Below are 13,685 nucleotides of genomic sequence, written 5' to 3'. Positions count from 1 at the left end.
CGTCAGACGTCGGCGTTTGATCAGGCGATCTGCGGATGCGCCGCGTTTTCCCGCCGCTCGCGCTCGCCCAGTTCGCGCACCAGCTCCTGGAGGAAGGATTCCGTGTAAGCGGGGAGGGTGCGCTCGGCGCGAACGTAGATGCCGAGATCTGACCACACCGGGCTGCCGGCATTGTCGAGCGGCAGGAAGACGAGCCGGCTGTCGCGCGACAGCCTGCTGATGCCGAGCTGGGTCTGGAAGGCGACGCCGACGCCGCGCGCCGCGAGCTCGCGCATCAGGTCGATCGAGTTGGCCTGGATGGCCGGCTCCGGTGTCTCGGAGAGCTGCGCGATCAGCGGCTGGAGCAGATGATAGATCGACAGCTCCGGCAGCGCGTGGATGACGGAAAGGCGAGACATTGGGGCAGCGTGACCGTCTTGCCGCGCGCCAGTGGATGCTCGCGCGCGACGACCGCGCCCAGGCGAAACCGTTTCAAGGCGACCTGGCGCAGGTCCGGCGGATGCCGCAGCGCCATGGCGATGCCGATGTCGGCCTCGCCGCGGCTCAGGGCCTCCAGCACGTCCGACGATCCCTTCACCTCGGTGGTGAAGCTGACGCGCCGGGCGCGGCCGCGATGGGAGGCTATCAGGTCGGGCAGCACCGACTCCGTGAGCGACTCGATGCAGGCAATGCTGACGGTGCCGTGCCAAGTCCCCGCCAGGGATGCGACGTCCGAGCGGAAGCGGTCGAGGTCCTGGAGCACGTTCATGACGTGCCGGGCCAACATCTCGCCGACCGTCGTCAGCGTCAGGCCGCGCGCATTGCGCTCGAACAAGGGTGACCCAACCTCCTGTTCAAGCTTGAGAATCTGGCGGCTTACGGCCGACGAGGCAACGTTCAGCATGCGCGCAGCGGCCCGGATCGAGCCGGTGCGGCGGACGGCGTGGAAGTACTGGATGGCCGGTGAGTGAAATCGCATGGGACCCCCGGCCGGACTATAGCCGTTGCCGAAACGGCATCAACGTGTACGAAATTCTGTGCTTTTCGAGTGCGCTCCTCCCACCTAGGTTCGCCGCCGGCTTGGCCGGTCCTGTCGGGCCGTCATGCCATGCGCAACGAGGCGCCAGGGGATCCCGGGTGGACGAGAACATTGTTTGCGAGGTCGCGCCGGACACGCGTCTGGTCGATCGCCGTCGCGCGGCGGCCTATGTCGGCGTGACCGCCGGACGCTTCGAGCAGCTGGTGCGCGACAGCGTCGTGCCACCGCCGGTCATGGTGGACAACAAGCGGCGCTGGCCGCTCGCGTTGCTCGACGTTGCGAAGGACGCGGTTGTCGCCAGCAGCATGCCGTGCCTGCCGCAGGTGATGGTCGAGATTGCGCAGGACGCGCGTCCCTGCGAACGGGCCCCCGCACCAGCCTCGCACGAACTGCCGGATAAAAACTGGTTCGAGCAGCGCGCGCGGTTCGTTCAGCGCGTGCGCCGGTCGCTGCTGTCGGGCAACGAGATACGGCTCTTGCGCGAGTTCAAGCTGCTCAGGCAGAACCAGATCAGCATGTTCGGCTATTACGGCAGTTTCGAAGCCCTGATCGTGCGCGGCTACATCGTCGAGCTCGCGCGAAAGCCGCCGTCGAGCCGTCCGCTGGTGACGTACCGGCTGACCGCGCAGGGCGAGCGGGTCATGGCGGCGCTCAAGGGCGAGCCGGCGATCTGACCGGCGCGGACAAGGCGATGGCATCCTCCGGCATCATCGCACGGCGTGCATCTCCAGAAATGCCTTCACGCCGGTGACGGTGCCCGTATCCGACGGCACATAACCGGGCAGGGTGGCGATGGCTGCGCGAAAATCGGCGCTGCGGATGATCTCCAGGATGCGCTGCATCGGCCCGGTGTCCAGGAACGCGCGCTTGCAGACGAAGAAATAATCCTCGGTCAGGAGCCGGATGAAATCGAGGCCGAAATGCCGGGCGGCGGCTTCGACGCCGAAGCTCGCATCAGCCATGCCGCTCGCGACATAGGCTGCGACCGCGGCGTGGGTGAATTCGATCTGCTGCGCGCCGTTGATCCTGCTCTCGTCGATGCCGTTTGCCGCAAGCAGTTGGTCGAACAGAAGCCGCGTGCCGGAATCGTGGTCGCGGTTGACGAAGCGGACTTTTGGTCCGGTGAGATCATCGAGCGAAGCGATGCGCAGCGGATTGCCGCGCGCGACCATCAATCCCATTTCGCGTGTGACGAAGCTGATGATGCGATCCTCGCGCGGATCGAGCCATTCGCGCGCAGCCTTGATGCCCTGAGCCCGCAGCGCGCCGTGCGGCAGATGCAGGCCGGAGAGATCGCAGGCGCCCTGCGCCAGCGAGACCAGCGAATGCTGGTTGCTGACATAGCGCAGATCGACGCCGATGCCGGGCTCGCGGTCGAGGAATTCGCGCAGTTTTGCGACCGCAAAACCGTGACTGGCATGCACGCGGATCACCGACGGGCGCTGCTCGAGGAACGGCTTGATCTCGCTCGCCAGCTCCTGTGCCAGATTCTCAAGCTGAGGTCCGAGCCGGGCCTGCATGCGCTCGCCCGCCCACACCAGCCGCTCGCCGAACGGCGTGAGTTTCGAGCCCTTGCCGCGCTGGGTTTGCACCAGCGGCGTGCCGAAGAACTCCGACCATTGCTCGATCAGATTCCAGACATGGCGATAGGAGAGGTGCGCATCCTTGGCCGCGCTGGTGATCTTCCCGGTTCTCCTGATCTCGTTGAGGACGCCAAGCATGATGACGGCGGTGCGCGGATTGCCCTCCCGGCGAAACCGCCAGACGGCCTCGATCTCGATCTGAAGCATTGGTCCTCCCTATGAACTACATTTCATATGACCGCGGTCCATTTGCAATCCATATCATATTTACTCCCGTCCACAGGCGCCTAGTCTGGTATACCAGAACTGGAGGAATATGATGTCTGCTGCATATGACTTTGCACACTCGCCGGCCACCGAGTTCATGTCCCGGCCACAGCATCTGCTGATCGACGGTCGCCGCGTCCCGGCGAGCTCCGGTCGCACATTCAAGTCGCTCAATCCGGCCACCGGGCAGGTCATCGCCATCGTCGCCGAAGGCAACGAGGCCGATGTCGATCATGCAGTAGCGGCCGCGCGCCGGGCCTTCGAAGGCCCCTGGCGCACGATGCGGGCGTCCGAGCGCGGCCAGATCCTGCTACGCTGGGCAGACCTGCTCAAGGCTCACGCCGAGGAGATCATCGAACTCGAGTCGATCGATGCGGGCAAGCCGATCGCCGCGACATCGCGGCAGGATTTTCCGGCCGCCGTCGACACGCTGATCTACTACGCCGGTTGGGCCGACAAGATCAGCGGCGACGTCGTGCCCGTGCGCGATGATGCCCTGACCTACACCGTGCGCGAGCCGGTCGGCGTGGTCGCGGCGATCGTGCCCTGGAATTTCCCGCTGATGATCGGGATGTGGAAGCTCGCGCCGGCGCTGGCCTGCGGGTGCACCATCGTGATGAAGCCGGCCGAGCTGACCTCGCTGTCGGCGCTACGCATCGCCGAGCTCGCGCTCGAAGCCGGCCTGCCGGCGGGCGTCTTCAACGTCGTCACTGGCCCCGGCCGCGTCGTCGGCGACGCGCTGGTCAATCACCCTGACGTCGACAAGGTCACCTTCACCGGCTCTCCCGGTGTCGGGCGGGGAATCATGAAGGGCGCCGCAAGCAACTTCAAGCGCATCTCGCTCGAGCTGGGAGGCAAGTCGGCCAACGTCATTTTCGACGATGCCGATCTCGAAGCCGCATCGAAAGCTGCGGCTTCCGGCATCTTCTTCAATGCGGGCCAGGTCTGCTCGGCCGGCTCCCGCGTGCTGGTGCAGGAGAAGGCCTATGACGAGGTCGTCGAGCGGCTGGCGGCGCGCGCAAAGTCGCTCAGGATCGGCGACCCGCTCGACCGCAAGACGGTGCTCGGTCCCGTCATCTCCGAGAAGCAGATGAAGTCGGTCCTCGATTATGTCGACATCGGCCGGAAGGAGGGCGCGACCCTCGTCACCGGTGGCGAGAAGGTCGGCGATCGCGGCTACTTCATCAGCCCCGCGGTGTTCGCGAATGTCGCGCACGAGATGCGGATCTCGCAGGAAGAGATCTTTGGCCCGGTCGTCAGTGTCATCAAGTTCAAGGACGAGGCCGACGCTTTGCGGATTGCCAACGGCACGGCTTACAGTCTCGCCGCCGGCGTCTGGAGCCGCGACATCGGCAAGCTGCAGCGCTTCGCCAAGCGAGCGCGCGCGGGCACAGTCTGGATGAACACCTATGGCTATACCGACGTGCGGCTGCCCTGGGGCGGCGAGCGCGACTCCGGCCTCGGCCGCGAGCACGGCACCGCCGCGCTAGACAATTTCACCGAGCCCAAGGCGGTCTGGATGAATCTGGCCGTTTGATACCTCCCGAGCGGCCAAGCCTGGAGCCCGCCTGACCACCCGTGCAGGCGGGCTCTTTTTCGAGATCGATAAAATTGTCTGCATTCCGCTCAGCTGCGGCAAACCGTGCGGACAAGAACCGCGCGGCCTTAAACCCCGGCTTTGGAACCGGCGTGCATCCTGCCTGCAAAAGGGTGGGGCATCAGCATGTCAGTTCTCAGGGAGGTCGTCGTCGCAATCGCGGGAGTCTACGCACTTCTGTTTGCGTGCGACGCAATGTTCGGGATCGGCGAGGCGCGCTTCGACGACGTTTATTACAGCGCCAGCTTCTATGCGCCGCGGCCGAAGGAGTTTCGTTTCGCCGGCGATACGCCGCCGGCGGTCCGCGTCAGCGAGGCGTTTGCGCAATTCGCGCCGGGCGAAGCCAAGCCGAACAAGCGCTACTCGTCGCTGACCACGATCCTCCGGTAAGCACTGTCTATTCTCCCTGGATCCATTCCGCGACGCCACGCCACAATGTGTCGCGATGTTCGGGGCGGAAGAAGCCGAAATGGCCAATCGCCTTGGCGCCGACGTCGGACGGCTTCACGTTGATTACCTCCGGCTTGATTGCGGTGAATCCGCTCGCAAGCAGCTCGACCGCGGGCCGCGTCGCCCAGGGATCGTCGGAGAAGCAGAGTGTGCGCAACTCGCCCTTGAACCTGGCGAAATTCTCCAGCGCCGGCAGCTTTGAATCGAAGAGATAACGGGGGCTCGAGACCCACTCGGCCCATTGCAGGAAGACGCCCTTGGGCAGATCCTCGCCGATGCCGGCCCAGCCCGGCGCGTAACCGAGCGCGTGGACGAGCGGCACGCCGACAAAATTCATGAAGGCGAAGACGCGGTATTTTTCCGGCGACGTCATCAGCCGCCAGGTCGCCGCCTGCGAGGCCACGAACGCGGCGCGCGAGATGTCCGCGTTGTTCGCGATCAGCCCGAGCGCCTGGCCGCCAAAGGAGTGCCCGACATAGGCCAAGGGCAGAGTGTGGTAGCGCTCGCGCATCCAGTGCACTGCGGCGGTGACGTCGAGCGCGGCCCAGTCCGACATCGAGGCCTTGAAGCCGACCAGCGATTTCGGTTGGTTGTAGCCAACCATCGCCGGCAGCCGGGAGTCGCCGATGCCGCGATAGTCGTAGGTCAGGACTGCGCAGCCGCGATGGGCGAGATAGGAGGCAAAGCCGCGATAGATTTTTCGCGGGACGGCAGTCGCCGAATTGACCAACACGGCATGACGTTTGGTGCCGCGGGGCAGGAATAGCGTGCCGGCCAGCGCATACCCGTCGGTCGCCGGGAAGCTGATCTCGTCGATGAAAACGTCGTCCAGTGCCGCGTCCATGGACCGAAGGTATCTGCCAGTTTCCAAGCCGTTTCCCAGCAAATGCGAATTTGGCTTTCCCCGCAAGGCTTTGCAGTGCCAGACGGATTTACAACTGGCGGCCGGTGGCCAGCCTGTGTATAAGGCGACCCTCGCAACCCACAGATCAGGTTGTGCTTTTTGCTTCACGGAGAGATTGCGATGTCCGAGCGGTGGACGCCCGAGTCCTGGCGCAGCAAGCCGGTGCTACAGGTGCCCGATTATCCCGACGCCAAGGCCCTGGCCGACGTCGAGGCGCAGCTTGCGACCTTTCCGCCGCTGGTGTTCGCGGGCGAGGCGCGCAATCTGAAGAAGGCGCTGGCGCGGGTCGCGGCCGGAGAGGCCTTCCTGCTGCAGGGCGGCGACTGCGCCGAGAGCTTTGCCGAGCACGGCGCCAACAACATCCGCGACTTCTTTCGCGTGCTGCTCCAGATGGCGGTGGTACTGACCTATGCCGGCGCCGTCCCGGTGGTGAAGGTCGGGCGCGTCGCCGGCCAGTTCGCAAAGCCGCGCTCCTCGCCGATGGAGAAGATCGACGGGGTCGAGCTGCCGAGCTATCGCGGCGACATCGTCAACGACATCGCTTTCACCAAGCAAGCGCGCGTCCCTGATCCGCAGCGCCAGCTGATGGCCTATCGCCAGTCGGCCGCGACGCTGAACCTGCTGCGTGCGTTCGCGACCGGCGGTTACGCCAATCTCGGCAGCGTGCATCAGTGGATGCTCGGCTTCCTCAAGGACAGTCCGCAGTCCCGTCGCTACAAGGAATTGGCCGACCGCATCTCCGATGCGCTCAACTTCATGCGCGCCTGCGGCCTCGATCTCGAGGCCCATCCCGAGCTGCGCGCCACTGATTTCTACACCAGCCACGAGGCCCTGCTGCTCGGCTACGAGCAGGCCATGACCCGGGTCGATTCCACCACCGGCGACTGGTACGCGACCTCGGGCCACATGATCTGGATCGGCGACCGCACCCGCCAGCTCGACCACGGCCATATCGAATATTTCCGCGGCATCAAGAATCCGATCGGGCTCAAATGCGGCCCGTCGCTCAAGCCCGACGAACTGCTGAAGCTGATCGACGTGCTCAATCCCGACAACGAACCGGGCCGGCTGACGCTGATCGGCCGCTTCGGTTCCGACAAGATCGGCGAGCATCTGCCGAACATGATCCGCGCCGTAAAGCGCGAGGGCAAAGTGGTGGTCTGGTCGTGCGATCCCATGCACGGCAACACCATCACCTCGACGTCGGGTTACAAGACGCGCCCCTTCGACCGCATCCTGTCCGAGGTGAAGTCGTTCTTCGCGATCCACGCCGCGGAAGGTACCCATGCCGGCGGCGTGCATCTGGAGATGACCGGCCAGGACGTCACCGAGTGTCTCGGCGGCGCCCGCGCGATCACCGACGAGGATCTCAACGACCGCTATCACACGGTCTGTGATCCCCGGCTCAATGCCGAGCAATCCATCGACATGGCTTTCCTGGTCGCAGAACTGCTGAAGCAGGAACGCGCCGGCAAGGTCAGGCCGATGCCCGCCGCAGCGGGGCTCTAGAACCTTGCTGCGGATCTGGAAGGCCACGATCAATTCCCGTAACGGTCTGGCCTTTGCGTTCCACTCGGAGCAGGCCGTCCGCGAGGAAATCGTTGCGCTCCTCTTGTCGCTGCCGCTTGCATGGTTCGTCGGCGCGACCGCGATGCGCGCGGTCGAGCTGATCTGCGCGGTCGCGTTCGTGCTGGTGGTCGAGCTGCTCAATACGGCGATCGAGAAGCTTGCCGACCGGCTGACCATGGATCACGACAAGCAGATCGGACGGGTCAAGGACATGGGCTCGGCCGCGGTCGGTGTCGCGCTGCTGATGGCCGGCGCGTTCTGGATCATCGCCATCATCGAGCGCTTGGGATTTCTTTAAAGCGCGTATCGCGCTTTAAACTGTTTTTTGAGCATGATCTTTTCGGAAAACCGCTTCACTCTTTTCCGGATCATGCTCTGATCGGAGCGCCATGACCGAACGTCTCAACGCATTCGCGGTCACGCTCGCCCAGCTCAATCCGACCATGGGCGACATCGAGGGCAATGCCGCGAAAGCGCGCGCGGCGCGCGTGCAGGCAGCCGCCGACGGTGCCGATCTCGTGCTGTTTCCGGAATTGTTCATCGCCGGTTACCCGCCGGAAGATCTCGTGCAGAAGCCTTCCTTTCAGGCCGCCTGCCGCGCTGCGATCGAAGCGCTGGCGCGCGAGACCGCCGATGGCGGGCCGGCCATGCTGGTCGGCACGCCCTGGGTCGAGGAGGGCAGGCTCTATAATGCCTGCACGCTGCTCGATGGCGGCCGTATCGCTGGTCTGCGCTTCAAATGCAATCTGCCGAATTACGGCGTGTTCGACGAGAAACGGCTGTTTTCGCGCGGGCCTGCCGCCGGCCCCGTCACCGTGCGCGGCGTGCGCGTCGGTGTGCCGATCTGCGAGGACATCTGGCTTGAGGAGTCCGAGGACTACGAGAACGTGGTCGAGACGCTGGCCGAGACCGGCGCCGAGATCATCCTCGTGCCGAACGGCTCGCCTTACGCCCGCGACAAGGCCGACGTGCGCTTGTCGGTCGCGGTCGCGCGCGTCACCGAGAGCGGTCTGCCGCTGGTCTATCTCAACCAGGTTTGCGGCCAGGACGAGTTGGTGTTCGACGGCGCCTCCTTTGCGCTCAACGGCGACCTTTCGCTCGCAGCGCAATTGCCGGCGTTCGCGGAGAGCATCACCACACTGCACTTCACGAGAAGCGGCGATGATTGGCGTTGCGCCGGGCCGATCGCCGCGCAGCCCGAGGCAGACTACGCCGACTACGCGGCCTGCGTGCTGGGCTTGCGCGACTACGTCGCCAAGAATGGCTTTCCCGGCGTGCTGCTCGGCATTTCCGGCGGCATCGACTCCGCGCTGTGCGCGGCGATCGCGGTCGATGCACTCGGTTCCGATCAGGTGCACGGCGTGATGCTGCCTTATCGCTACACCGCGGCAAGCTCGATTGCGGACGCCGGCGAGCTCGCCGGCCATCTCGGCATCCGCTACGAGGTGCTGCCGATCGCCGAAGCGGTGACCGGGTTCGAGACCATCCTGTCCGGCGTCTTCAAGAATCTGCCGCCCGATGTCACCGAGGAGAATCTCCAGGCCCGCACCCGCGGCACGCTGATGATGGCGATCTCGAACAAGACCGGCCTGATGGTGGTGACCACAGGCAACAAGTCGGAGATGTCGGTCGGCTACGCCACGCTCTATGGCGACATGAACGGCGGCTTCAATCCGATCAAGGACATCTACAAGACGCAGGTGTTTCGGCTGGCAAGCTTGCGTAATTCGTGGAAGCCCGAGGGGGCGCTGGGGCCGGCCGGTGAGGTGATCCCGCCCGACATCATCACGCGTCCGCCGACCGCGGAGCTGCGCGAGAACCAGACCGACCAGGATTCGTTGCCGGCTTACGACGCGCTTGATGCCATCCTGGAGCGTCTCATCGAGCGCGAAGAGCCGCTCGATATAATCATCGCCGCGGGCTTTGACCGCGAGACGGTCACCCGCATCGACCATCTCCTCAACGTCGCCGAATACAAGCGCCGCCAGGCCGCGCCCGGCGTCAAGGTCACAGCCAGGAATTTCGGCCGCGACCGCCGCTATCCCATCACCAACCGCTTTCGCGACAAAGGCGAGCAGCTCGCCGCTCCGGATGAGACGCTGGTCTCGCGTGGGAGCAAAGCCTCGATCGACGCGTTTGAGGGGTAGGGGCTGCCAGTTCGGGTAGCTTGGAGATTGCATTCCGCTGTCGTCATCCAATGAGGTGATCCATATCTTCTGGCATCCTGCTTGGGCGATCGAATTCGACCATAGAGCATTCATAGGTGTGCTCCGGAGCTGGTGGTGGGCGAAAGCATGGCAGACGAAATCTCCCTTGACATGGATGATCTCCGAGAGGTTGCAGCCTATGCGGCGGCAAATGCCGCGGACGTGCTGGAAATATTCGAGCGGGCGCATCCAGTGGATTTCCGGCCGCGTGACGCAGTCGAAGCAGCGCGGACCTTCGCGAAGGGAGGCAAGCGGGTAAAGACCCTGCGCGATGCAGCCTGGGCAGCGCTGAAGGCAGCAAACGAATCCAAAGGTGCGGCAGCCAGCCAAGCCGCACGCGCGGCGATGAGTGCCTCATCCGCGGCGTATCTTCATCCCCTGGCTCGATCGACCCAGGTCAGGCACATTCTTGGCGCGGCGGCCCACGCCGCACGGGCCCTCGAACTCGAAACGGCTGCGAATCCCGGTGTCGGTGTAGACTATATTGAGCACGCCGCCCGGCGCGCGACGCCTAGATTTGTTCGTGTCTTGGGGCGCTACCCGACAGCGCCGCTTGGCGGCGGCCGGGTCGGGGAACTCTTGCGCGCAATTGATTGGATGATTCGCGAGGCAAACGGTCTCGCCACCCATTTCGCTGTTATCAGCCGCGAAAGCAGATGATCCAGTACGCTGCGCCGGTCGTCGTGAAAACCAGCTGATGCCAGCGTACAGGATGGCCCCCGCTTTCGCGGGGGCATGACAGCGGAGGACGTGACCTACTTCTGCTGCTGGGGCAAGAAGCTTGGTCCGACCGAACGGATCGGCTTGTTCTCGGACGAGGTCGTAGCGGTGCCGGTTTCCACCGGCGGCGTTGCTGCCGGGGCGCCAGCCGCCGTCGGCGCCGGAGTCGCACCCTTTTTGCCATTGGCGGCAGGCGTGCCCTTGTTGAGCTGCCGCTGCTGCATTTTCTTGGCGCTCTCCTCGGTGACGATGATGTCACCTTGCTGTTCGGCCGACGCCTTGTCGTCGGCCGATTTGAGCGCGTCCGCCCAGGTCTGGCCCGCGGCCTTGCAGGAGCAGGACGGGTTGAACTCGCTGCGGAATTTGAACGCGGTCGGCAGCGCCGTGTAGGGCTGGCCGCTGGTGGAGACCGCGGAGTTCATGTCTTCACCGGGATTGCGATGGGTGTAGAGCACGGCCTCGGCGGCCGGGCACAGCGCCTTGCAGGTCTTCTCGTCGTCGGGGAAGCGCGCCGGCACGGTCGCAAACGAGACCGGGAAGTAGGCGCCGTCGCAGGTGCGCACGCACACGGTGCGATAGGTGCCTGATTGCGGGCCGAGATCGGAAGGCGGCACGCCTTGCGGATTATTGGGGTTGTTGCCGCCGAACAGATTGCTCAGGAAATTGCCGCCGCCTTGCGACTGCGCCGCATTGGCATATTGCGGGCCGCAATTGTTCTGCGCCAGCGCTGCCAGCACCGAGCGGCGCTGGTTGTCACGCTCGGGGCTAAAGCCGCCGGGGCCGCCGCCGCGCAGGCGTTCGAGATTGCCGGTGATCTGGTCCAGATTGGCGCGCATCTGCTGGATCTGGGTGTTGACCGGACCGCATTGCGCCGACTGGCCGCTGAACAGCGAGAAGAAGCCGGAGGAATCGCAACCCATGCGCTTGGCCTGCATGGTGACACGATCGAGCTCGGCCTGCTGCTTGGTCTGAGATTCCTGATAGCGGCGGATCTGGTCTTCGCGCGCGGGATCACCGCCGCCGCCACGATCGAGACCGGCGAGCTGACCTTCCAGGCGCGCGCACATCGGGTTGGGTCCGAGCCCGTTCTGGCCGGGCTGAGGCGGCGGTCCCGGCGGGCCGGCCTGTGCGAACGCGTTATTGGCGAGCGCAACCGTGCTGAAGAGCACGGCACAGGCAAGGATCGAGCGAGCACGGGAGAGAGACAAAAATTCAGGCATATCCGCCATTCTAGCGAGGTCACGGCCACGCGTGATGTGGGGAGGCCGGAGCGCGCCCTCCCATAGCCGCTTCCTGCGGCATCGTCACGTCGTTTCAGAGGCCAGCGATTGGGCCTAAGGTACGCCAGTTCCGAGCGAATTCAGCGCTGGCAGGTGATTGCGACATATTCGTCGCAATGGCCATGGGAGCAGTTTGCGCCGGATTTGGGGACAGAGCCGGTAATTTCGTCGGGATCGACCCGGCGATAGGCCGAAGCCTGGGCAAAATCGCGTGACTGGCAGTAGGTGCGGGCGACCTGCGCGCCGCATTTGTCGCTCTTGGCCAGGCACTGATCGACGCCGTAGCCGTCCGCCTGGTTTGGGATGATGAAGACGCGGGTCTCCGCGAGAGCGCTGGACGCCGCAAGGATGGAGGCGCAGGACATGAGCGCGAGCAATGATCGCATGAAAACACCGGGGCAAAAAATGTGAACTGCCAGTTCCAGAATGGGCTCAAATGGTTAAGGAGATGAACCATCTGCGCGCGGCGGCTGCGCATTGCGGAGATAAGACGGCGTTTTCGCGGCTCTCTTGACGCGGGGCCGCCTCATAGCCCATATGTTCCGTCATGAACGGTCTCCTCGTCATTTGCGCCATTTGCCGCGAGATTACGAGCTAGCGATTCGCTGGCTGGAGCCGTCTTTTCTCAAAACCATTGAGAGCACTGGACGCCCGGCCAACAGCCGACGGGTATCCTTATGGAATTGCGCCTTTACGATACGCTGAGCCGGGAAAAGCGCACCTTCGTGCCGCTCGATGCCAAGAACGTCCGCATGTATGTCTGCGGACCGACGGTCTATGACTTCGCCCATATCGGCAATGCCCGGCCGGTGATCGTGTTCGACGTGCTGTTTCGGCTGCTGCGCCATCTCTACGGTGAGGCGCACGTCAAATATGTCCGCAACATCACCGACGTGGACGACAAGATCAACGACCGCGCCGCGCGGGATTTCCCCGGCCTGCCGCTGAACGAGGCGATCCGGAAAGTCACCGAGCAAACCGGCAAACAGTTTCACGCTGACGTCGACGCGCTCGGCGCGCTGCGGCCGAGCGTCGAGCCGCGCGCCACCGAGCATATCGGCGAGATGCGCGAGATCATCGAACGGCTGGTTGCCGGCGGCTTTGCCTATGTTGCCGAGGATCACGTGCTGTTCTCGCCGCAGGCGATGAACGCGGCCGATGCCGGGTTGCCGCGCTATGGCGCGCTGTCCAATCGTTCGCTGGACGAGATGGTTGCCGGCGCCCGCGTCGATGTCGCGCCCTACAAGAAAGGCAACACCGACTTCGTGCTGTGGAAGCCGTCCAAGCCCGGCGAGCCGTCATGGCCGTCACCCGCCGGCGTCGCCGCGCAGGGGCGCCCGGGCTGGCATGTCGAGTGCTCGGCCATGGCCTGGAAGCATCTCGGCGAGCACTTCGACATCCATGGCGGCGGCATCGATCTCGTGTTTCCGCATCACGAGAACGAGGTCGCGCAGACCTGCTGCGCCTTCCACCGGGACCGCATGGCGAACTACTGGATGCATAACGGCTTCCTGCAGGTCGAAAGCGAGAAGATGTCGAAGAGCCTCGGCAACTTCGTCACTATTCACGAACTGCTCGCGGACTGGCCGGGCGAAGTGCTGCGCCTGAATATGCTCAAGACGCATTACCGCTCGCCGATCGACTGGACGATGAAGTCGCTGGAGGAGAGCGCCAGGACGCTCGACGATTGGTATCGGGTTGCGGCTGACGTCGCATCCGGCAAGCCCGCCCCCTCAGTGGTCGAGCCGCTGCTCGACGACCTCAACACGCCGCTGGCGATCGCGGCGCTGCATGGGCTGCGCGGCAGCGATGTTGGTGCCCTCGCGGGTTCGTTGCGTCTGCTCGGCTTTCTCTCCGAGAGTGCCGCGCAGTGGGAAGGACGCAAGCAGCAGGCGAGCGGCGTCGATGCCAAGGAAGTCGAGCGCCTGATCTCGGAGCGGACGGCGGCGCGTGCGCGCAAGGACTTTGCGGAGTCCGATCGTATCCGCGATCTGCTTGCCGCGATGGGCGTTGCGATCAAGGATTCCAAGGAAGGGACGACGTGGGAGGTCGCACGATGAAGCGACCCGATACGCCTTTTCCGCGGCACT

At 64.6% G+C, this 13,685-nt stretch carries 14 protein-coding genes; 8 read left to right on the top strand and 6 right to left on the bottom strand.

What is annotated here, in order from left to right:
- Window positions 1–20: 20 nt before the first annotated feature.
- Window positions 21–398 (bottom strand): LysR substrate-binding domain-containing protein, encoded by a 378-nt coding sequence (locus BcanWU425_RS37735; protein WP_268738912.1) that lies wholly within the window; start codon window positions 396–398, stop codon window positions 21–23.
- Window positions 332–958 carry a LysR family transcriptional regulator gene (locus tag BcanWU425_RS37445; protein ID WP_268738911.1) on the bottom strand — a complete coding sequence of 209 codons (627 nt, stop codon included), beginning with the start codon at window positions 956–958 and terminating at the stop codon, window positions 332–334. The genes BcanWU425_RS37735 and BcanWU425_RS37445 overlap by 67 nt, the downstream gene beginning before the upstream one ends.
- Window positions 959–1,116: 158 nt before the next feature.
- Here BcanWU425_RS37445 and BcanWU425_RS24730 point away from each other — a divergent pair, with 158 nt between their 5' ends.
- Window positions 1,117–1,692 (top strand): hypothetical protein, encoded by a 576-nt coding sequence (locus BcanWU425_RS24730; protein ID WP_204510896.1) that lies wholly within the window; start codon window positions 1,117–1,119, stop codon window positions 1,690–1,692.
- A 33-nt stretch (window positions 1,693–1,725) separates the two neighbouring features.
- Here the strand turns inward: BcanWU425_RS24730 and BcanWU425_RS24725 are convergent, their stop codons facing one another.
- Window positions 1,726–2,808: a substrate-binding domain-containing protein gene (locus BcanWU425_RS24725; RefSeq protein WP_204510897.1), complete on the bottom strand. Its 1,083-nt coding sequence runs from the start codon at window positions 2,806–2,808 to the stop codon at window positions 1,726–1,728.
- A 112-nt stretch (window positions 2,809–2,920) separates the two neighbouring features.
- Between BcanWU425_RS24725 and BcanWU425_RS24720 the strand changes: the two genes are divergently transcribed.
- Together BcanWU425_RS24720 and BcanWU425_RS24715 are read left to right on the top strand one after the other, a co-directional pair.
- A complete protein-coding gene (locus tag BcanWU425_RS24720; RefSeq protein ID WP_231188636.1) occupies window positions 2,921–4,405 on the top strand; it encodes an aldehyde dehydrogenase family protein in 1,485 nt (494 codons plus the stop codon).
- 186 nt (window positions 4,406–4,591) lie between these two features.
- Entirely contained in the window at window positions 4,592–4,855 is a 264-nt protein-coding gene (locus tag BcanWU425_RS24715; RefSeq protein ID WP_085352740.1) for a hypothetical protein, read from the top strand.
- A 7-nt stretch (window positions 4,856–4,862) separates the two neighbouring features.
- Here the strand turns inward: BcanWU425_RS24715 and BcanWU425_RS24710 are convergent, their stop codons facing one another.
- Window positions 4,863–5,759 (bottom strand): alpha/beta hydrolase family protein, encoded by an 897-nt coding sequence (locus tag BcanWU425_RS24710; protein ID WP_085362159.1) that lies wholly within the window; start codon window positions 5,757–5,759, stop codon window positions 4,863–4,865.
- A 180-nt stretch (window positions 5,760–5,939) separates the two neighbouring features.
- On the opposite strand from BcanWU425_RS24710, the gene BcanWU425_RS24705 reads away from it, so the two are divergent.
- The 4 genes from BcanWU425_RS24705 to BcanWU425_RS24690 all read left to right on the top strand — a co-directional run bounded on the left by BcanWU425_RS24705 (window position 5,940) and on the right by BcanWU425_RS24690 (window position 10,255).
- The gene (locus BcanWU425_RS24705; RefSeq protein WP_106943045.1) at window positions 5,940–7,328 is read left to right on the top strand and encodes a class II 3-deoxy-7-phosphoheptulonate synthase; all 1,389 of its coding nucleotides are present in this window, start codon (window positions 5,940–5,942) and stop codon (window positions 7,326–7,328) included.
- A 4-nt stretch (window positions 7,329–7,332) separates the two neighbouring features.
- Window positions 7,333–7,686 carry a diacylglycerol kinase gene (locus tag BcanWU425_RS24700; RefSeq protein WP_085352742.1) on the top strand — a complete coding sequence of 118 codons (354 nt, stop codon included), beginning with the start codon at window positions 7,333–7,335 and terminating at the stop codon, window positions 7,684–7,686.
- A 91-nt stretch (window positions 7,687–7,777) separates the two neighbouring features.
- Window positions 7,778–9,535: an NAD+ synthase gene (locus tag BcanWU425_RS24695; protein WP_204510899.1), complete on the top strand. Its 1,758-nt coding sequence runs from the start codon at window positions 7,778–7,780 to the stop codon at window positions 9,533–9,535.
- Window positions 9,536–9,682: 147 nt separating this feature from the next.
- On the top strand, window positions 9,683–10,255 hold the full coding sequence (locus BcanWU425_RS24690) for a putative immunity protein (RefSeq protein WP_204510900.1): 573 nt from the start codon (window positions 9,683–9,685) through the stop codon (window positions 10,253–10,255).
- A gap of 95 nt (window positions 10,256–10,350) precedes the next feature.
- On the opposite strand, the gene BcanWU425_RS24685 is transcribed toward BcanWU425_RS24690, so the two are convergent.
- Together BcanWU425_RS24685 and BcanWU425_RS24680 are read right to left on the bottom strand one after the other, a co-directional pair.
- The gene (locus tag BcanWU425_RS24685) at window positions 10,351–11,544 is read right to left on the bottom strand and encodes a DUF2865 domain-containing protein (RefSeq protein WP_204510901.1); all 1,194 of its coding nucleotides are present in this window, start codon (window positions 11,542–11,544) and stop codon (window positions 10,351–10,353) included.
- A 131-nt stretch (window positions 11,545–11,675) separates the two neighbouring features.
- Window positions 11,676–11,981 carry a hypothetical protein gene (locus tag BcanWU425_RS24680; protein ID WP_026233782.1) on the bottom strand — a complete coding sequence of 102 codons (306 nt, stop codon included), beginning with the start codon at window positions 11,979–11,981 and terminating at the stop codon, window positions 11,676–11,678.
- 291 nt (window positions 11,982–12,272) lie between these two features.
- On the opposite strand from BcanWU425_RS24680, the gene cysS reads away from it, so the two are divergent.
- Entirely contained in the window at window positions 12,273–13,655 is a 1,383-nt protein-coding gene (gene cysS, locus BcanWU425_RS24675; protein ID WP_085395862.1) for a cysteine--tRNA ligase, read from the top strand.
- The last annotated feature ends 30 nt before the right edge of the window (window positions 13,656–13,685 follow it).

This window comes from Bradyrhizobium sp. WU425 (assembly GCF_021052305.1).
Lineage (GTDB): Bacteria > Pseudomonadota > Alphaproteobacteria > Rhizobiales > Xanthobacteraceae > Bradyrhizobium > Bradyrhizobium canariense_D.
Note: the sequence above shows the minus strand (reverse complement) of the source record. Positions and strands in the feature narration are given on the sequence as shown.